Origin of the sequence: Xanthobacter sp. NM-59, assembly GCF_021401125.1 — a bacterium.
Lineage (GTDB): Bacteria > Pseudomonadota > Alphaproteobacteria > Rhizobiales > Xanthobacteraceae > Xanthobacter.
The window spans coordinates 1,094,918-1,112,188 of record NZ_JACBFQ010000001.1; the positions used below are offsets into that span (position 1 = coordinate 1,094,918).

18 protein-coding genes are annotated in these 17,271 nt (G+C 60.7%); 10 read left to right on the forward strand and 8 right to left on the reverse strand.

The window, feature by feature from the left end; genetic code table 11:
- Window positions 1-142: 142 nt before the first annotated feature.
- Window positions 143-658, forward strand: a complete 516-nt coding sequence (locus L0966_RS05060; RefSeq protein WP_234050717.1) for a hypothetical protein — start codon at window positions 143-145, stop codon at window positions 656-658.
- 1 nt (window position 659) lies between these two features.
- On the opposite strand, the gene L0966_RS05065 is transcribed toward L0966_RS05060, so the two are convergent.
- The 3 genes from L0966_RS05065 to L0966_RS05075 form a co-directional block, all read right to left on the reverse strand.
- Window positions 660-1,559, reverse strand: coding sequence for a hypothetical protein (locus tag L0966_RS05065; RefSeq protein WP_234050718.1), 900 nt, complete (start codon window positions 1,557-1,559; stop codon window positions 660-662).
- Window positions 1,560-2,804 (reverse strand): MBL fold metallo-hydrolase, encoded by a 1,245-nt coding sequence (locus L0966_RS05070; protein WP_234050719.1) that lies wholly within the window; start codon window positions 2,802-2,804, stop codon window positions 1,560-1,562.
- A gap of 588 nt (window positions 2,805-3,392) precedes the next feature.
- On the reverse strand, window positions 3,393-3,932 hold the full coding sequence (locus L0966_RS05075) for a hypothetical protein (RefSeq protein ID WP_234050720.1): 540 nt from the start codon (window positions 3,930-3,932) through the stop codon (window positions 3,393-3,395).
- 1 nt (window position 3,933) lies between these two features.
- On the opposite strand from L0966_RS05075, the gene L0966_RS05080 reads away from it, so the two are divergent.
- From L0966_RS05080 to L0966_RS05090, 3 genes are all read left to right on the forward strand, one after another.
- The gene (locus tag L0966_RS05080; RefSeq protein WP_234050721.1) at window positions 3,934-4,125 is read left to right on the forward strand and encodes a DNA-binding protein; all 192 of its coding nucleotides are present in this window, start codon (window positions 3,934-3,936) and stop codon (window positions 4,123-4,125) included.
- Window positions 4,126-4,202: 77 nt separating this feature from the next.
- Window positions 4,203-4,508, forward strand: coding sequence for a hypothetical protein (locus L0966_RS05085; RefSeq protein WP_234050722.1), 306 nt, complete (start codon window positions 4,203-4,205; stop codon window positions 4,506-4,508).
- A 274-nt stretch (window positions 4,509-4,782) separates the two neighbouring features.
- Window positions 4,783-5,052: a hypothetical protein gene (locus tag L0966_RS05090; protein ID WP_234050723.1), complete on the forward strand. Its 270-nt coding sequence runs from the start codon at window positions 4,783-4,785 to the stop codon at window positions 5,050-5,052.
- A 430-nt stretch (window positions 5,053-5,482) separates the two neighbouring features.
- Here the strand turns inward: L0966_RS05090 and L0966_RS05095 are convergent, their stop codons facing one another.
- Window positions 5,483-6,352, reverse strand: a complete 870-nt coding sequence (locus L0966_RS05095) for a hypothetical protein (protein ID WP_234050724.1) — start codon at window positions 6,350-6,352, stop codon at window positions 5,483-5,485.
- Between the two features lie 153 nt (window positions 6,353-6,505).
- Here L0966_RS05095 and L0966_RS05100 point away from each other — a divergent pair, with 153 nt between their 5' ends.
- From L0966_RS05100 to L0966_RS05115, 4 genes are all read left to right on the forward strand, one after another.
- Complete coding sequence (locus L0966_RS05100) at window positions 6,506-7,510, forward strand: hypothetical protein (protein ID WP_234050725.1); 1,005 nt, start codon at window positions 6,506-6,508, stop codon at window positions 7,508-7,510.
- 103 nt (window positions 7,511-7,613) lie between these two features.
- Window positions 7,614-7,838 (forward strand): AbrB/MazE/SpoVT family DNA-binding domain-containing protein, encoded by a 225-nt coding sequence (locus L0966_RS05105; protein ID WP_234050726.1) that lies wholly within the window; start codon window positions 7,614-7,616, stop codon window positions 7,836-7,838.
- A 29-nt stretch (window positions 7,839-7,867) separates the two neighbouring features.
- Window positions 7,868-8,275 carry a type II toxin-antitoxin system death-on-curing family toxin gene (locus L0966_RS05110; RefSeq protein ID WP_370640626.1) on the forward strand — a complete coding sequence of 136 codons (408 nt, stop codon included), beginning with the start codon at window positions 7,868-7,870 and terminating at the stop codon, window positions 8,273-8,275.
- A gap of 268 nt (window positions 8,276-8,543) precedes the next feature.
- Window positions 8,544-9,059 carry a hypothetical protein gene (locus L0966_RS05115; protein ID WP_234050728.1) on the forward strand — a complete coding sequence of 172 codons (516 nt, stop codon included), beginning with the start codon at window positions 8,544-8,546 and terminating at the stop codon, window positions 9,057-9,059.
- 306 nt (window positions 9,060-9,365) lie between these two features.
- On the opposite strand, the gene L0966_RS05120 is transcribed toward L0966_RS05115, so the two are convergent.
- From L0966_RS05120 to L0966_RS05135, 4 genes are all read right to left on the reverse strand, one after another.
- On the reverse strand, window positions 9,366-11,894 hold the full coding sequence (locus tag L0966_RS05120; RefSeq protein ID WP_234050729.1) for a DEAD/DEAH box helicase family protein: 2,529 nt from the start codon (window positions 11,892-11,894) through the stop codon (window positions 9,366-9,368).
- 192 nt (window positions 11,895-12,086) lie between these two features.
- Window positions 12,087-13,172 (reverse strand): beta family protein, encoded by a 1,086-nt coding sequence (locus L0966_RS05125; protein ID WP_234050730.1) that lies wholly within the window; start codon window positions 13,170-13,172, stop codon window positions 12,087-12,089.
- 14 nt (window positions 13,173-13,186) lie between these two features.
- Complete coding sequence (locus L0966_RS05130) at window positions 13,187-13,723, reverse strand: ImmA/IrrE family metallo-endopeptidase (RefSeq protein ID WP_234050731.1); 537 nt, start codon at window positions 13,721-13,723, stop codon at window positions 13,187-13,189.
- A 38-nt stretch (window positions 13,724-13,761) separates the two neighbouring features.
- Window positions 13,762-14,112, reverse strand: a complete 351-nt coding sequence (locus L0966_RS05135) for a hypothetical protein (protein WP_234050732.1) — start codon at window positions 14,110-14,112, stop codon at window positions 13,762-13,764.
- An 855-nt stretch (window positions 14,113-14,967) separates the two neighbouring features.
- Here L0966_RS05135 and L0966_RS05140 point away from each other — a divergent pair.
- Window positions 14,968-15,711, forward strand: coding sequence for a hypothetical protein (locus tag L0966_RS05140; protein ID WP_234050733.1), 744 nt, complete (start codon window positions 14,968-14,970; stop codon window positions 15,709-15,711).
- Window positions 15,708-17,261: an AAA family ATPase gene (locus L0966_RS05145; RefSeq protein ID WP_234050734.1), complete on the forward strand. Its 1,554-nt coding sequence runs from the start codon at window positions 15,708-15,710 to the stop codon at window positions 17,259-17,261. The genes L0966_RS05140 and L0966_RS05145 overlap by 4 nt, the downstream gene beginning before the upstream one ends.
- Window positions 17,262-17,271: the final 10 nt, after the last annotated feature.

Genomic DNA, 17,271 nt, shown 5'->3' on the forward strand with positions numbered 1-17,271 from the left:
GCCTCCGTAACACATTGGAAAGAGACAAGCGTTCTCAGGGACTTCTGTAAAGAGAGGTCCGTGCGCATGCTCCACGAGCTCCAGCTCAGGCCCGCAGACATGCCGTCAAAAAACCACGAGATCGACGAGGATGGCGAACGACATGACCCTTTCCTGGCCCGTGCGCATCATCGACTTCGAGGCGAGTTCCCTGGAGGAGGGTAGCTATCCCATCGAGGTGGGCCTCGCGGTGTGGCCTCGGAAGGACGCTCCCATCACGGTCTGGTCCACCCTGATCCGGCCCACCGACGATTGGCGCAGCTTCGGCCATTGGAGCTTGGCGTCACGACGGGTGCACGGTATCGCCATGAGCGAGCTTTCGGCCGGCATGGCCCCGCAGGATGTCGCGGCTCTGCTCAATGAAAAGCTGGGTAGTGGCCTCGTCTGGTGCGACGGCGGCCCCTATGATGCCTATTGGTTGCGCACCCTGTTCAGCGTCAGCAGCCTGAAGCCGAGCTTTGCCCTCGGCAATTGGTCGGCCCTTCTGCTCAGCCTGCCCGACGCGCACCGTGAGAGCGCCATGGCCGCGCTGGAAGCCGCGCCGCCCCGGCACCGGGCCGGGGCGGATGCCGAGCAGCTCATGCGCGCGCTCGCGGCGACACAGGAAGGCCAGGGCTGAGCTACAGCTTCAACTGCAGACCAGCGGCATCCCCCCGCGCGAGGCAGCGATTTGACCCAAGGTGCCGGCCTATACGTTCCAGCAAGGGGTCCAGCATCTCTTTCTTTTGTTTCGCGGTATAGCCAAAGACCACAAGGTGCACATCCACGGGCCGAGTGAGGTGCAGCGCCTCTCCATCAGCCACACGTTGGATAAGAGGCGAGAGCCGCCGCGTGCCCCCGCTCATCGTCGAGATGCGGGCGAGGTTATTGGCAACGACCTGATAGCTTTTGACGACAACGCCGCGCTGATCATTCAAAAATGTCTCGTATCCGCGGATTTGCGCGATCACGCCGCTGCTTTCATCATCCGACAAATCGGAATTGCCAAAGCGCTTGGCCTCCCAGAATGCCAACTCGATGCCGGAGCCGCCATCCTCAAACGTCGCAAAATCAATGCGCGGCACCCGACTGCTATCAATCTTCTCCCGGAAAGCGATCTCAACATCGATCAGGTTCGGATTGGCTTCAGCAATCTGCTGCACGCCCTGTTTCTCCTTGCCCGCATAGCGCTTGGCTGCTCTCTTCAATTTCTCCAGCGATACGCCGGGAACATATTTCCGAGTAAGGAGGACATCCGGATCGAACTGGAACGCACCTGTGGCCCCGTCAAGGCTGATCTGCGCCTTCAAATCCGGATTGAGTATGTATTTAGGATGCGTACTTACGGAAATACGTCCATTTTTTCCAATTTTTACTTTAAATATAGACTGTCCATTCCAGTAAACATTCAGATATTGGTTCCGGACGCCGATGACAAGGCTCGGGTCGCGGAGCACATCCTGCCACCAGCCGGGCTGGGCCGCCAGTTCCGCGAGGGCTTCCATGCCCTGATCTGTGATCCCGTGCCAAAACTCAGCCATTCACACCTCCCACCATTCGCCATCGCGCCGCACGACGACATTGTCGAACAAGGACGGGAACCGGTCCGCCTCGAAGGTGTGGATCGGCACCAGGGTCTGCGGCGCGATGGCGCCGGCAAGCCGTTTCAGATCGGGGATGGCCGCATGGCCCGAGGTGTGGATGACCTCGAAGCCGATGCCCTGCGCCTTCAGTGCCGCAAGGAGCGCGGCCGTCTTCTCATCCTTCAGATAGCCCGCCCATTGCGACCAGACGGCGTGGGCGCTCACCAGGCACTGAGCCTTCACGAGGTCATCGAGCAGGCTTCCCCGAAACAGCACGACATAGCGCTCCGGGTGCGCGGCGAGGTCCTCCGGGAACACCCGGTCGGCCTTATGGCGCTCGATCAGGTCAAAGCGCTCGGCCTTCTTCACCTTCACCCGCTGGTGCCAGGGCGTGAACAGCGCCACCTCAGGCCAGGAGGTTTGCGGGATGGTGTCCTTCCCGGTGGCGTGCAGCATCTCAGCCGCATAGAGGTCCACCATCAGGGTGCGCCCGTTGCGCTTGGCGGCGCGGAAGATCGTCACCACCCGGTCGATGTTCTGCGCCGAGGCCGCCGCCAGCACCATGCCGGGCGTACGGCCGATGACCTGGGTCAGCTCCGTCTCGATCTCGGCCTCGGTGGGAAAGCGCGCCCCTTCATCGAGCCGGCCGAGGCTGGAGCCCTCCATGAGCATTACGTGGATGTCCTTGGGCGGGCAATTCACCAGCCGGTCGAACAGGGCGCCCTTGCGGCCGTGGCTGCGGATGTCCCCGGAATAGAACAGCCGCCGCCCGCCGGCTTCCACCGTGAGTGCATAAGCGTCGAAGGCGGAATGGTCCACCAGATGGGGCGTGACGGTGAAGGGACCGAGCGCGAGCGGCCGGCCATCCTCAAGATGGGCCGCCGCCTGCAGCGCCGGCACGTCCTTGATGAAGAAGGACGAAGCGGCGAGGATGCGCTCGGTTCCCGCCCCCATATAGACCGGAGGGGCCCCGGTCGCGTGGCCGAGTAGCCCCCAATGGTCGCGGTGGCCGTGGGAGAGCACGACCCCAAGCAGGGAGGGATCAGGCGCGGCGAGACCCGCCACCTCCGGCAGCACGACAGGAACATCGGGTTCGGCATCGAGCGGAAGGCCGCAATCGAGCAGCAGGCGCTGCCCCTCGGCCTCCAGCTCCACCGCCGTCCCGCCGATCTCCTTCGTCCCGCGATGAATGCGTACACGCATGAGCGGGCCTCAGAGCTGGGCAGCGGCAACCGCCACCGCGTCCGTCCGCCCACCCCGCCATCGTCCTGTCGCGCGCATGTTCCGCCCCCCTGTTATCGCGTGGGTCGGAACGGTTACCACACACCTACGTCAATCTTGGGCGTAGCAGGATGATTTCCGGCGCCTGCGCACGCAAAAAGTGTGATTGGGCAGCTGGCCGCGAGCAAGGCGCCCGGCGCCCCTGTTGGCGCAGTCGCAGTGGTATTTGAGAACAGCGCTCGTGCATGCAATTCGACAGTGAATGCTGCGAAATAATCCGAGTCATTTTTGGCTCTCACCTGTTGAGAGAGCCTGGCCCCTTCAACGGTGACGATCTCCGGCCATCAGCGCCTCTCCCATGGCTGCACCTGCCAGGAACAAGCCGAGGACAAGAGCACCAGCAAGCATCAAGACAACAGCGATCATGCTCATGAATGTTCCTCGTCGGACGGGAAGCGGATGCGGGGATGATATCCCCGTGCCACGTCATTTTCGGTCGGTGCTTCCGGGTTTCGCAGGTAGAGCGAAAAGGCAGGGTTGCTCCCGCGAAAATGATGCCCGCCCACCGCCTCAGCGGGCCGGACACGCGAAAAGCGCGATCCGGCCGTTGATCGGCGCCGCCGGGGCAAAGATGTGCATTTCCAGTTCCAGGGTGGCGTCGGACGTGCGGACGAACGTGAGAAGCCCCTCGCTGCCTTTGGTCTCGCCAATGTCGCAGGTCATCACCCGCTCCTCGCCGCCATAGAAGGTCCGTGTCGTCTTCGTGCGGCAGGCGAGCTTGTTGAAGACGAACCCTTCGAAGTTCACGACGCCGCTATGCTGGGCGTCGCCGCACCCTGCCGGATTGTCGGCCCAGCGGCCGTAGGTCACGCCTTGCTGCGCGGTGGCCTCGCCCGCAAAGAGCACTACTAAAATACCAACAACTATCGCTGATCGCAGAATTCGCGCCACGCCCGCCTCCGCTCCTGCTGCACGCCCAAGCAGGTGCAGCCCAGCGGGAGCGTAATCGCCTGCTTCGTCAGAACCGGGCGCGCCAATTTTTGTCCGCCTGCGATGAGTCGGCGGAAAAGCCGCTTCTATATGGGCCAGTGCCACATCAACGGAGATCACGATGGCACAGGCAGACGGGCATGGCGCCCTTTCCATTCTTGAGTTCTGCAAGTGGGCCGGCATCGGCCGCACCTTGGCCTACAAGGAAATCGAGTGCGGCAAGCTCCGCATCAAGAAGGTGGGCCGGCGCACCCTCATCACCATGGATGAGGCGCGCAATTGGCTGGATGCTTTGCCCAGCGGCGCCGGGTGAGTGCGCCTTCCATGCCGCCAGCACGACACGGCCAGACAATTGACGCCCCAGCCTCCCACACACGGAAAGACATCACCATGCAGAACCAAGCCCTCCCCGCTGATTGGATCGGCGGACACGACCCCACGGGAGATTTCATCGAGATGTTGGAGATCTTCAACATCCCCTTCACAATGGATGACGACATGGAGGTGTTCAAAATAAAGGATCTGACGTTCTACCTCACCGGTGGCCGGATCGTTCGGCACGGCTATGGCCTGCTGCCCGAACGGGGCATCGACGCCTTGCTGGCGCTGCTGGGCCGCAGCCGGGACGAACTCCCACCTGAGCCCACATTCAATCCCGGACCATGGGGACCTTTCGGGCCACCCACGAACACCTGAGACCTTCGACAAATCGGACTCTGACAGCCTCCGCTGCCGTTCAACCCGGCGCGGAGGCTTTTGTTTTGCCCAGCAGCACGGCGCGAGGGCGCCCCCGGCAAACGAGACGCAGGTCAGCACTACTCACGCGCGGCGTCGCGCACCATATTCGCAATACCCCCCTGCGATGACGATCGCCCTGCCGTCCTCTCCCTCTCCCCTGACCATCTGCCCCAGATCACCCATGCCCCGGTGCGCTCTGCCACCACCTCGGCAGCAGGAGGAGAAAACCAAGATGAGCAGAAGCATTTTCCCCAGCGACGCTCCGCTGCCCGATGACCCGCCCCGGATGGTTCATGCCATCCATCGCCTAAACGCCCTCGACATCTGTTTCGAGCGCAAGACCGCCTATCAGCTCAAAATCGACGAATGGAATTTCTATCCCGGCCGGGGCACCATCGTCCGCGACGGCCACCCCGCCGCTGAACCAGACCGTGGCCTCGCCGCCTTGCTGGCGCGCTTGGAGCACCAAGACCGAGGCCGACACGCCCCCAATCGCGCTTAGCCACGTGGACCATTCATAACGCATTGTTATTCCGTCTCTTTTGGCGCTCGATTTCTGTAAAGACGAAACGGAGGCTCCCTATTCATGAAGATCCAAAAAACGGAGCCGTTTACACCACCAGCGCCCGCCAGACATGCACGACACGACAGTTCGCCGAGGAACCGCTTCATCGAGGCCGCCGCACCTGCCGTCCCTGGGCCTTCATGCCGTCACCGACACGCGGCAATCGCGGACGCACCGTGCAGCCGTGCCAGTTAAGAGCCCGCCGGGGAGGGCGCATATGTATGAATTCATCTGACACAGCAAAGAACCCGCAGTGGAGTGCGTCCGCTGCGGGTCGATTCAGTCAACTCGGCTGTCACATCCACAGCTCTCCAGCGTGGGTACTTCACGGAACTGGGATCGAGCCGACCGGATATCCTGCCCTGAGCTAAACAAGATCCATCGAGTCCAATGCCTTGAGTGTTTCTCTCAAAACTTCATTATGGTCAATCAGTCCGCGCCTGCACTCGCTATCCTGATATCGATACTCAGGCCTTACGTTGAGCATCGTAAATGGCGGCTTATATCCGGCGTCAGCTTGGGCCTTTTTCCCCATCGCACGAGCAATTCGCAATCGCTTTATGTCAATGCTGCCGGTTTCGCTGCGCCACACGGCCGCAAGCTTGTTGGTGTCAAGCTTCTCATAACCCTCTCCATTTGCCTCGCCTTTCAGCAACCTTGGGTCAAGGCCTTTCATGCAATACTGGAACCAGCGCCACTGGCTATGCACAGCATCCTGTTTATGGGTTCGCAGGAAAATGAACCCCTTCGTGCGCCTTGCATTAGCCGTATCACTATTGATGTCACTCAGCCACCGGCGAAAATCGTCCCGGTATTTGTCCGGGATATGAAATGACATGTGCGTATGATATCCATTATGCTTACCGTGTTCATTGACCGCGTAATAATATGCTTTCATTTCTCGATGAGCCGCGAATTTTCGGAATCGGTCCAAGACCCGATTGAGGGCTCCATTCATCTGGATGGTGCCCTCGTAACCGGCAAGGCGCCAAGAGAAGGTAACCTCGGCGTTCAACACAGCGCCCTGATAGTTCGCAAACAGGATGCCTTCGTAAAGGCGACACAGTTCATCTCGGCTGATGTAGCGCGTGGGCCGCCTCAGCCTCCCGCACCACGCCATGTCGCCCCTCGCCCCGGTCACACGAAGGGCAGGTGCAAATGGCCCCATGAACTGCCCACTGGACTGGGTGGAAAGTTGCGGGAGAATTACTGCAGAGGAGAACGAATCGAAGGACATGAAAGCGCCTCACAGGAGGTTGGCGAAGGCGCCCGGAATTTGCCGGACAATAAATATAGAGTTTTGGAAGCCGAATCAGACGGTCGCGAAGCTGCGTAATGTTGTCGCAGGGTGACAGGAAATATCGTCACTGATCAGCAATCAGGTGACGAAATGTCAGATAATACATATGGTTATGAGAACTCACTTCTCCCTATTGTGCCTCGTGAGATTCTCCAGCACTACCATGTGAATGAGCTGGGTGACACCCGCTTTGCGAGCTGTGCCCGCCTGCTTCAATCCATCTGGCGGGAGAGCCGAGGCCTGGCACCGGGCTGGCATCGGAGCCGGGACGGACGCCAGCGCATCCTCGGCAGCCGCCTCGATCCAGACGACGCCCGCCGGGGCCGCAACCTCCTGACCCCCGACATCGCCCGCCTGACCCGCCGCGCGACGGCCTATCGGGAGATTGGCGCCTTCATCGAAGAGCAGAGGCTCTGGGAGAACCTCCTGTCGAGCCAGCCGCTCACCTTCAACCTGTTTGCCCGCTGCCAGACTGCGCCCGACCACGGCCTCGCGCTCTTCAACCACCTCTTCCCCGGTTTCTTCGGCGAAGTCAGGAAGCTCGCCTTCGAGCACTCGCCCGGCCGGGGCGATCCCACCTATCTCGGTGACTACACCGCCTTCGACCTCTTCGTGAGCGGCCTTGCCCCGGACGGCAGCCCGGCCTTCATTGCCATCGAGATGAAATATTCCGAGGCCAGGCGCCAGCCGGGCCGAAGCAGCACGGCGCGCTACCGGGAGCTGACCCGCACCTGCGCCCTTCACCTCGATCCTGAAGCGCCAGACCTCCTGGCTGATCCGCTGGTTCAGCTGACTGCTGAACACCTCCTCGCCGCCCTCATCCGCGAACGGCTGGGGCCGGGCGCCCGCGCCATCTTCGTGGTCATCGCCCCGGCCGGCAATCGCGACGTCTGGAATGCCGTGGACCTCTACCGCACCATGCTGGCCGACCGGACCGATGGCGTGCCCTTCATGGCCCTGACGCTGGAGGCCGTGATCGCGGCCATCGGCGAGACCGGGGACCCGGACCTCGCCGCCCGCCTGCACGAGCGCTACACCGACTTCACGCCGGTTCATCGCCTGATCGAGGATTGGGAGCCGTTCACCGAGGGGTGAGCCGCACGAAGTCCGTCCGCTCCCTGCTTGGCGCAGCCGAGCGGACTGGCCTTGACGCCGCTATATGGTTCATACATTCGTTCATACAGAAGGGAGCATAGTCATGGTTGCGCTGAAGCTTGGAAAGATCGGCAACTCGGTGGGCGCGGTGCTGCCCAAGGAGGTGCTGGCGCGCCTCAAGGTGGGCCAGGGCGACACCCTCTATCTGACCGAGACCCCGGACGGCTACCACCTGTCGCCCTACGAGCCCGAGTTCGAGGCGCAGATGGAGGAAGCCCGCAAGATCATGAAGAAGCGCCGCAACGTGCTGCGTGAACTTGCGAAATGAGCGGGCACCATCGGGGCGAGCCGCGCTGGGTGAGCAAAGCCGTCGTTTTGGCTGTTCATGACGCCCAGCTTGCAGAGCATGGCGGCGGCCGGGGCGTACGGGACGAAGGGTTGCTGGAGACAGCTCTCGATCGCCCGAAGAACCGTTACCACTACATGCAGCCGGACGAGGCCGTCGGAGCGCCGGTGTCCACCTCCGACATGGCGGCCCTGGCCGCCGCCTATGCCTATGGCATCGCCAAGAACCACCCCTTCGTGGATGGCAACAAGCGCACCTCCTTCGTGGTGTGCGAGCTGTTCCTGGCCCTCAACGGCTATGAACTCGCCATGGACGACGCCACGGCAGTGACCACCTGGCTGGCGCTGGCCGCGAGCGAACTGAGCGAAGACGAACTGGCGGACAGGATCGCGGCATTGATCCAAAAGGCAGCGGATTGAAAACTCAGGGCCACGGCGGGTTCATACCCTGAAGAGGTGCCGTGTATTTCGGCCCCAGGCCCCTCTTTATATGACGTGAGCCGAAGCACTCCCGCCCGGCAGCGTCTCATCCCTGGCCTGGGTCCCTCTGCCTCAAGACCAACAACAGACCTCTTTCTTCCCATCTCTTCTACTCCAGCGGCTTCTTCCGCTGGGCTCTTCTCTCGACCTTCTCCGTAAAGCCACCCAGGCCGGGATGAGGCGCTCTTCTCACGCGAGAGGTCGTCTCATGTTCCCGCACGTTTCCGCCACCGGCCAGCACCAGCTTCTCGTCCGCCACCGCCGCCTGATCCACGCCCCGTCCGAGGCCATCATCCGGGCGTGGTGCAATCCGGCCCTCTTCATCAAGCTCCACGCGGCCGAGCCCGACATGGGCGTCGAGTTCAGCCTCAACCCGACGGACAAGCACCACGCCTCCGTCGCCCTCGGCAGGCCACACGACGATATCCAGGAGCGGTTGCCCCTCTGCATGAGCTATCAACCGAGCGGCCCCAGCGACGAGCGGCATGTCGCAGGTCCGACCGATGACCCCTACGCGATGCGTCTCGGCCTCACCCTGTCGCCGACGCTTCATCTTGCGGCGGGCACACACGCGGCCTCCGCCACCTCAAGAACATCCTGCACCCTGTCGCTCTCCGTCGCGGAAGGCGAGGTTTATGAAAACTGGGCATGGCCGCTGCTGAACGACGCCCTGCAGTTGCTCACTGATGCTTTGGGACGGGAAGCGACAACCGTCTGTGTGTAAGCCCCGGTAAATACTTGTTGCACTCCAAGACTCATTGGTTTGCGGAGCTGGGGTACTTGAAACCTCACCTTGCCTCCCATTTTGGGCGTTCAGCCTCATCGACCGACATGCGTCGTTGTGGACGGTTGCATGACACCAACAACAGACGTTACGCGACGCCACGCCTGCCGTTGGGCGCACAAGCCCGATATGAAAAATCATGCGCGCATCTATCGTCCTAGCTGGGCCAGAAACGATGAAGATGGGCACTATTCTTACGTTAAGCTATCTGGGGCGCACTACTGCTCCCGTAGCTCATGCCCGCACTTAACGCCGAGTCAGCTGTTTAATCATGGTTTGCGGATCGAGGCGCTCGAAGATAGCCTCGATGTCCCAACGGTGGTTTTCGGTTTCCTTGGCAATGGCGATGGCCCGCTCCACCGGAGTGTGTTTGCGGAGATCCTCAATCAGCGCCAGCAGCTCGTTGAGCAAGGCAGCTAACGCCGACGGCCGGCACAGGCTCATGTTCGCTGAGGGGTTGGCCGTGGCGTGCACCTTCCCCGCCGGTCCGACATAGACGAGTCCCAGGATTTTGTGATCTGGATAGGTCTGCGCCATCCATTCGAGATGGTCATGGCCCTGCGACACTTCCTTTTTGAAATAGGTCGCGGGATCGTTCTTGTCTGTTTTAAGCTCGAACCCGAGCTGGCGTGGGTTCACATCGTCACGCCAGAGGACGTCGGGTCCGGTTCCCTCGTCATTGTCGGGTCTAGTGGCGGTGAAGCCGAACAGCTCGCCGAGCACGCGGACGCCCGCTTCTGCCTGCTTGGGATCACCGTCGTTGATCAGTGCGAGGGTCTGCGCGAGCTTTTCCACCTCCGCTTCGAACTTGTTGCCGTGGCTGTAACGCTGCAGGCTTTGCATCGAACGCCCGAACGCATTCAGCTCGGGGATATCTTTTTCGCCGGCCTTGGGCGTCGGGCGCGGCAAGATCATAGCATTGCCGAGGCGGCGCATGGCGTGACCATAGACGGCGCGCGCCGCTTCCTTGTCGCCCTCGCGCTCGAAGGCGGCGCCAAGCCACAACGCATGCCATCCACCGAGCGGCGTGTCGTGCTGCGCCGTCGTGTCAACGGTTTTCTCCAGCTCCCTCCGGGCGCTCGTCGGATCGTCGTTCCACATCGCTGCGGCGTATTTGGCTTCGCTGAGCGCCGCCGCGATCATAAAGGGTTCAGCCACATTGTGCCGGGCAAGCTGATCTTGGTCGAGTTCGGCGAGCTTCACCTCGCGCTGATAATAGTCGAGCCACCCTTCGTCGCGTCCGAGCACGCGCTCGATCAGTGCGATTGCCTGCTTGCCGCTATTGATACCGAATGCCTCCTGAACCTCGCGCCCGATCAGCACTTGCTTCTGCAGAAGCGGCGGCAGCAGCGCGAGGTTTCGGTCGTTGCCGAGCCATTTGTCGAGGTCGTTGCCTTGGACGAGAAAGGCGCCATAGTCGTTGCGGCCGCGATTAATCCGGCCGAACAGTTGCGCGAGCCGGTTGGCGATGCGCACTGCGTGGACGTTGTTCATCCTCAGGAACTCCCACTGGTAGCGCTCCAACAGCGAGGTTCCCGACGGCAGGCCCTCCATGATCATGATCCGACAGGTGTCGTGCGGCAGGTCGATGCCATCGACCCGAGAGACCAGCATGAAGGCACCATCGTCGGCCTTGCGGAACGCATCGAGTTGGTCCGAGAAATTCTCCCGCGCCGGCGGCTCGGCCACCTTCGCCCAAGACTTAGCCCGCGCGTAGTCCGGAATGGCGATCACGACCTTCTGCGTCTCGACCAGCTTTTCCGCGAAGTCCGGACCGAAGCCGCCCTTCACCTTGCGCCCACTGACGATCAGCCGTTCGCCGTTGCCGGCATCGTTCGACGGGGTGATCGTCACGTTCGGCTTGCGGCCGAACGCACGAATGAAATCGGTCTGGCTCTGCAGCGTCGCCGAGAGATAAACGCGCCGCACCTTCTGCTGGAAGATGTCGAGCGCCAGCGACGGTAGGAACGGCGGGGTCAACTCGAACGCGCCGCGGGTGAACACCGCAGCGCACGCATTGATCCGGTCTTCGAGCCAAGCGAACGGATAGGTCAGGTCATCATGATCCTTGATCCCATGTCGCAGCAGGATCTCGAGCAGACGTTCGCTGCGCTCGTAAAGGCCATTCGGAGCGACGAACGCGGTCGAATCCCGCGATAAGTCAAGCGCATCGCGGAAACGCCCCGCAATGCCGAGTTCCTGGAAGTGTGGCTTGAACAGCTCGGCGATCTGTTTGAACATTTCCTCATGAGCGTATACGTCGACGCGCAGAGTGAACGCGTCGCGCAGCAGGCTCTCGGCGACATGAGCGTCGTCAAAGATGATAGCCTTCGGGAAGAAACGATTGAGCAGCGCGCTGTGCCCGTTGAACAGCGCCGCATAGGTTGTGATGCAGAACGCCTTGCCCATCTCGAACAAGTCGTTTGAGAATTTGCGGCGCACGCGGATCGAATGGTCGATGCCGATGCGATCCGCTTCCTCCGACGTCTGTCGCACCAGATCTATAGTTGAACAGGCATACAGAACATTCTGCAAACCCTCGTTGACAAGGCTCTGCGCTATCAGAAGGCCGACAATTGTCTTACCGGCCCCAGTGTTGAGCGAGACCAGTACGTCCTGCTGGCCTCGGGCGGTATGCCACTCTGTGAGCGCCTTGTCTTGGCCACGCCATAGATCATTGAATGTGCCGGACAAGCTCGGCAGCGTCTCGAAAATCCGGATCGGATCGATCGGCGCCTGCGCCTTCTTCGCTCTGCCAAGCTTAGAGAAGTCCATCAATTTCCCTCGCCAGCTTAGAAAACAAGGCCTCTTAATGAAGAGACTGTGATACTTATTCGCATTTACGGGCCACCTCAATGAGGTCGACACCGTCGCGGCAAGATCCGCCCAATTTCGAGGCATCCAGGACGCTGGCTGGAACACGGCGGCGCTTAACCGCCGTGTTCCAGCAGGATGGGCTAGCCATGACTAGAAGTCGTCGTCTCGCCAAACCTCGTCCAGCGCAGCTGGCGGAGGCAGATGCCCATAGAACGCTTGCCGGTGCAGGTGAATATTGATCCGTGCGGCATACATCTTAGGCATGCTATCGATCGCGAAGGCTTGCCCTGCGGCGGTTCCCTCAATGAGCTGCTCACCCCATATTCCAAGGCCTCCAGACCAGTATTTGCTGCCAGTGATTCTGATTGCTGCGGCCTGAAATTCCACGCTTTCAGCTTGATCTCGAGCAAAAACCCACGAGTTATCTGTTGGATAATCTATTCTATTCTTTGGCTGACTCGCATGCTGATAGCTTCTGGGTCTTGTGGTTCCCCAGTCCCCGTACACGATTCTTGGACGGTTGGTGGCACGTCGGATTTCGGCGATTAGCTCGCGATTGGAAAATCCTTCCTCCTCCGCCCCGTCATAAGGGGTGAAGTCTCTGGGAAAGGAAGTGCAAGAAATCGCGAGCGGGATTGTCGGCGGGATATCCGAGAAAAACGTAGTAATATAACCACTCGCGATCGCCACCACCATAAGTGGATTTTTGATCCAACCAAATTCAAGAACTATAGTATAATCTGAGGCGCCTTCCTCTGCCAGCTCTGCCGCCAGCGCAGGCATCCACTGCGGAAAGCCTGATCCAACATCCTCTGCAAGGTTCACCCTGATGCAAAATGTCCGATTATTCTCGCGTGCCCATGTGATCTGATCGCGTACCCTCTCAATCGGCTGCTGAGCCATCAACAAGCAGGGATTTGCGTTCGGATAGTTCGACAAGAGCTTCCACCACGCGTCAAGGTCTGCTGGCTTCTGCGCCAGCCGCTCCCAAAGTTCCTTGGCTTCGTTGTGATTATCGATGATGCGATAGTATGTGTCTACGTCGATGAAGTATGGGCGAGAGGGGTATGATTTTTCAAATTTGTCGAGCGCTCGGGACAAGGGTGTCGTTGCCAGCCAAGGAGCTAGCAACACAAGCGGAGTCAACCGATCTTTAGCGCTGCCCGGCAGCTCCTTCAGTCCGCTCAGCTCAGCAGGACGAATGCCTAGTGTGACCAAGTATTCTTGAACATCCATCGCCGATCACCCCCTCAGGCCATCTGCAACTTGATTTCCATAGCTGCCGTGGAGACGCCAAAGCGCCGAGCGAGGTCTTCGATGATCTCGCTCGTCATCGGCCCTGAGTATTCCGCCGTTGCCTCCGCCAGTGCGGTAGAAGGGATCACCAAGTCTGACGCTAGCCTGTTGGCTTCATACTCAATGTTGGCGGGTTGCCCAGAGCGCAGCAACACATTCTCCGACCAACCGCCTTCTGCCTCAACCCGATCCTTGTGCAAAAGGAAATGCGCCAACTCATGGGCAAGGGTGAATCTCTGGCGGTGCTTCGCCTCGTGGCGGTTGATGCGAATGACAAACTCTCCGTCTTCTTGCGCGATCTGACCCGAAGTGCCACGGGGAAGTGTTGAGAGCAGGACCTTGACGCCCAGTCGCTCCGCAATTGCACCGAGCTTGACCGGGCATTCAGAGAGATACCCGTCAATTTCAGCGCGAACCTCCGGAGCGAGGTTGAGGTATTCGCGGGAGGGCAGCCTGACCTCCCAGCCGTTTGATGTTGCCGCGTTGCTCATGCTTCGATCCATGATCTCTCCCTCCGTTTTCGTCAGGCTTACTCGTCCTCGTCGGCGACGTACCGCTCTGCGGTTTCCAGCTCTGGGTCGGGGCCACCGCTCTGCATCCGCATTGCTACACGCTCAAGGACGGTATCGAGTTCTCCCTGCTGAGCCATTTCGCGCAGGATTTTGTGCCCAAGCTCGTCATCCATGAGGGCCGCTTGCAGCGCTACCGGGAGTTTATCGCGCACCTTGGCATTCACGTTTGACTCCAAGTCGGCAGCCATGGTCTCGGTGATTTTTCCCTCAGCAGCTTCCTTCGCTCCGTTGGCGGCCTCGTCCTTGATCTCACGCAACGTCTTGAATGCGACCAAACCGACGGCCAACGCTCCGACAGTGACGGCCAAGCCAACAGCGTCAAGGAAGATGGTCGCTATGGTGAGTAACAGGTCTACGTAATCTGCCCTCGTCGGATCTGTATGTGCTACCTGCCCAGTCTCAGGCACCCCACCCAAGCCCAAATAGGATGGTAGCAGCGGCAGCGAAGCCACCGGTGATTGCGCACAGGATAGCGGCACTCACTTTACCCATAAGAACTCCTGCTGCCGCGATTCGCTTTCTCGTTTCAAGCGGAAACATAACGAGAACAAAATAGAGAAAATAGTCATTTCTACATGTCGGGCGGACCTATTTGCGCGCCATAGCCGCAATCTATGTCGCCATGGCATGGCCCCATCCACGAATCTCCACTCATTCAGACAATTTGCCTGGAGACGGTAGTTAGATCTTGGTTAAAACAACCTTGACGCGCACGTGACGCCCCTCCCTCTTCGGGAGCGGTGGTCTTACAATCCGCCGGACGGGATTCGGACCGTGACTACGTGGTCCGAACGTTCACCGAGGTCTGCTTTCAGGGCTATTTCTGGGCCAGAAGCACTCCCCGAAGCGGGCATTCCTAATGGCTGCCTCGGGTCAGCTGGAGACAAAAAAGCGCCGTGGCGGACCGCTCCGATGCATCCTTGGCTCCGCATTTCCTCTTGAACAGCATCCGAGATGCTTGGCCCGCGCGATGAGATCGTCATCGCGTGTGTTCCTGAGATTCGAGAGCACGGAAAGAAGCCCTACAGATTCAATCCGGCTGACGCCCGTCTTTGTTCGGCCAAACCCGCAGGAATCCGGTCTCGGCGCTGGGGCAGATGCTAGGGCAGGCATTTCTGCGAGACGAGACTTCCCTGAAATATCAGTCACATAAGGCAGATAGAGTGGCGGAGACGGAGGGACTGCGGAAGCCCGCACCCTCCAACAACTTAGACTGTCTAACCAGACTCAACGGGGACGTTGAGCGAAAAGGGGATTTCCCGGAACCGTCTAACCGCGACGGCCCTCCCCTCCCCGAAAACGAAACTGCCGCCCCGACTGGCATCGGAAGCGGCAGCAAAACGGGATACCACGGCGGCGGCATCAAGGCTTTTGATAGCACGGAGCGGCCCGCCTGGGCAACGCTCCACCAATACCCGCTGATGGAGTTCCGGCATTTTGACTGGCTGCGTCGGGCCGGTGTCGCGGTGGAAACCATCACGAGCCGCATGCCGATTCGTGTCGCCAAGGGCTCGGTTGCAGATGACGGATGCTTCGACGACGCCCCCGAGGGTGCGCCCTTCCTGGTGTTCGAGGAAGCCGAAGACCTGGTGTTCTGGCAACCGCGCACCGGAGCGCTCGCGACATGGCACGGGCGGGCCTTCGCCCTTGGTGAAGGTGCCATCCTCGATCCCCTCACCTATGCCTTCGACTGCAATCTGAACCTCTACGCCAATCCGCTGGCATGGCTTCAGGCCGGCTGTGACGGGTGTGTGGTGCTGGACTGGTCGCGGGCCTTCGATCATCTCCGGCATGCCTCGCGCATCGCCGTCTCTGAAGATCTCCTGTTTCTCTATCGGCGCCACATGAAACCCGCGCGCATGCCGGAACTGTCTGTGCTGGTGACCAGAAAGGCGGTGGTCGCATGAACCGCTATGAGCCGATCCCCATCGACGACTATCAGCGCATGACGAGCGAACCGACCCGGCCGCATGTGTCTTTCACGCGCACCAACACCGTTGCCATCATGGCAACAGCCTTCGAGCCCATTCGCTGGACCGTGGACGGCTATGTGCCCGAGGGCCTTTCGGTACTCGCCGGACGGCAGAAGCTCGGCAAGACGTGGCTGGCAATCGACTGGGCCTTAGCCGTCGCCACAGGCGGCTATGCCATGGGCTCGGTCGAGTGCGAGGCCGGTGATGTGCTCTATATCGACATGGAAAACGGGCCGCGACGCATCCAGCGCCGCATCGCCACGCTCTATCCCAATGCGGAGGACCGGCCGGACCTGTCCCGTCTGGAGTGGGTGACGGATGCTCCCGCCCTCGATAAGGGGTTCATTGAGGCCCTGGACGGCTGGCGCCAAAGCGTGAGACAGCCGCGCCTTGTCATCATCGACGTGCTCCAGCGGATCAAGCCGGCGGGCAACGCGAGCCGCAACAGCTATGAGAACGACTACGCGGCTTGGTCCCCGCTTCAGCGGTGGGCGACCGAGCACGGCATTGCCATCGTCGGGCTCCACCACACCCGCAAGGGCGGCGCGGACGATCCCCTGGAAAGTCTGAGCGGCTCCAACGGCCTGTCCGCCTGCGCCGACACGACCTTGGTGTTGGACCGGGACAGCAGTGGCACCACGCTCTATGTGCGCGGCCGCGACGTAGACGAGAAGGAAACCGCCATGCTGTTCAGCGGCGGGCTGTGGACCATCACGGGCGATGCCGCCGCGGTGCGCCGGACCACAGAGCGCAGCGCCATCCTCGACGCTCTGGAGGGCGCGGACGAGCCCATGTCACCGGGCGAGATCGCCATTGCCGCGAGCATGAAGCGGAACAATGTGGACTACCTCCTGCACCAGATGGGCAAGGCCGGCGAAGTGCTGAAGGCCGGACGGGGGAAGTACGTTCACCCTGACCGCAAAGACCTTCTTAGCGGGAACGACGATGCAGGGGGCGCTAAGAACGCTAAGAAACAAAGAAACGGAGAGGACAGACGGTCAATCCCTGAGGAACCCGTTGAAGATGAAGGGTTTGCGCTGGATCTGGTGAATGACGCCGATCTTAGCGGCGGCCATGACATCCCTAAGAACGATGAGCCCCTAAGAAGCGAGGCTAAGAAACCGGAGGCGTCACAGACCACCGCTGAACCCAATCAGGATAAGGGTTTGCCTGATGGTCAAAGGACCGATCTTAGCGTTCTTAGCGATCTTAGCGGCGGTGATCCTCTGGAGGGCAACCTGTCCCCTAAGGACAACAGCACCAGTGTTCTCGAATGGAGTGCCCGCGCCAAAGCACTGCTCCAGTCCGGCGGCATGAGCGTGGGGAGTGGGAAGGGAAAGACGCTCACCTCTGAAGGCGTGGCCCTGTTCCGCGAGATGATCGATGCGGGGTGTTCCCCGACCGTAGCCGGCCGCGTGGTGGGCATCACGAAGCAATCCGCCTGCACCCGTGCCAAGAAGCTGAGGGAGGCGGCCCATGGCTGATTGGCCCTAC

What these genes read in the sequence shown, in the direction of transcription:
- L0966_RS05100 (WP_234050725.1), top strand. Translation starts at nt 6,506, where the DNA reads ATGTCAGATAATACATATGGTTATGAGAACTCACTTCTCCCTATTGTG.
- L0966_RS05065 (WP_234050718.1), bottom strand. Translation starts at nt 1,559, where the DNA reads ATGGCTGAGTTTTGGCACGGGATCACAGATCAGGGCATGGAAGCCCTC.
- L0966_RS05130 (WP_234050731.1), bottom strand. Translation starts at nt 13,723, where the DNA reads ATGAGCAACGCGGCAACATCAAACGGCTGGGAGGTCAGGCTGCCCTCC.
- L0966_RS05095 (WP_234050724.1), bottom strand. Translation starts at nt 6,352, where the DNA reads ATGTCCTTCGATTCGTTCTCCTCTGCAGTAATTCTCCCGCAACTTTCC.
- L0966_RS05120 (WP_234050729.1), bottom strand. Translation starts at nt 11,894, where the DNA reads ATGGACTTCTCTAAGCTTGGCAGAGCGAAGAAGGCGCAGGCGCCGATC.
- L0966_RS05125 (WP_234050730.1), bottom strand. Translation starts at nt 13,172, where the DNA reads ATGGATGTTCAAGAATACTTGGTCACACTAGGCATTCGTCCTGCTGAG.
- L0966_RS05080 (WP_234050721.1), top strand. Translation starts at nt 3,934, where the DNA reads ATGGCACAGGCAGACGGGCATGGCGCCCTTTCCATTCTTGAGTTCTGC.
- L0966_RS05090 (WP_234050723.1), top strand. Translation starts at nt 4,783, where the DNA reads ATGAGCAGAAGCATTTTCCCCAGCGACGCTCCGCTGCCCGATGACCCG.
- L0966_RS05060 (WP_234050717.1), top strand. Translation starts at nt 143, where the DNA reads ATGACCCTTTCCTGGCCCGTGCGCATCATCGACTTCGAGGCGAGTTCC.
- L0966_RS05070 (WP_234050719.1), bottom strand. Translation starts at nt 2,804, where the DNA reads ATGCGTGTACGCATTCATCGCGGGACGAAGGAGATCGGCGGGACGGCG.
- L0966_RS05115 (WP_234050728.1), top strand. Translation starts at nt 8,544, where the DNA reads ATGTTCCCGCACGTTTCCGCCACCGGCCAGCACCAGCTTCTCGTCCGC.
- L0966_RS05085 (WP_234050722.1), top strand. Translation starts at nt 4,203, where the DNA reads ATGCAGAACCAAGCCCTCCCCGCTGATTGGATCGGCGGACACGACCCC.
- L0966_RS05105 (WP_234050726.1), top strand. Translation starts at nt 7,614, where the DNA reads ATGGTTGCGCTGAAGCTTGGAAAGATCGGCAACTCGGTGGGCGCGGTG.
- L0966_RS05145 (WP_234050734.1), top strand. Translation starts at nt 15,708, where the DNA reads ATGAACCGCTATGAGCCGATCCCCATCGACGACTATCAGCGCATGACG.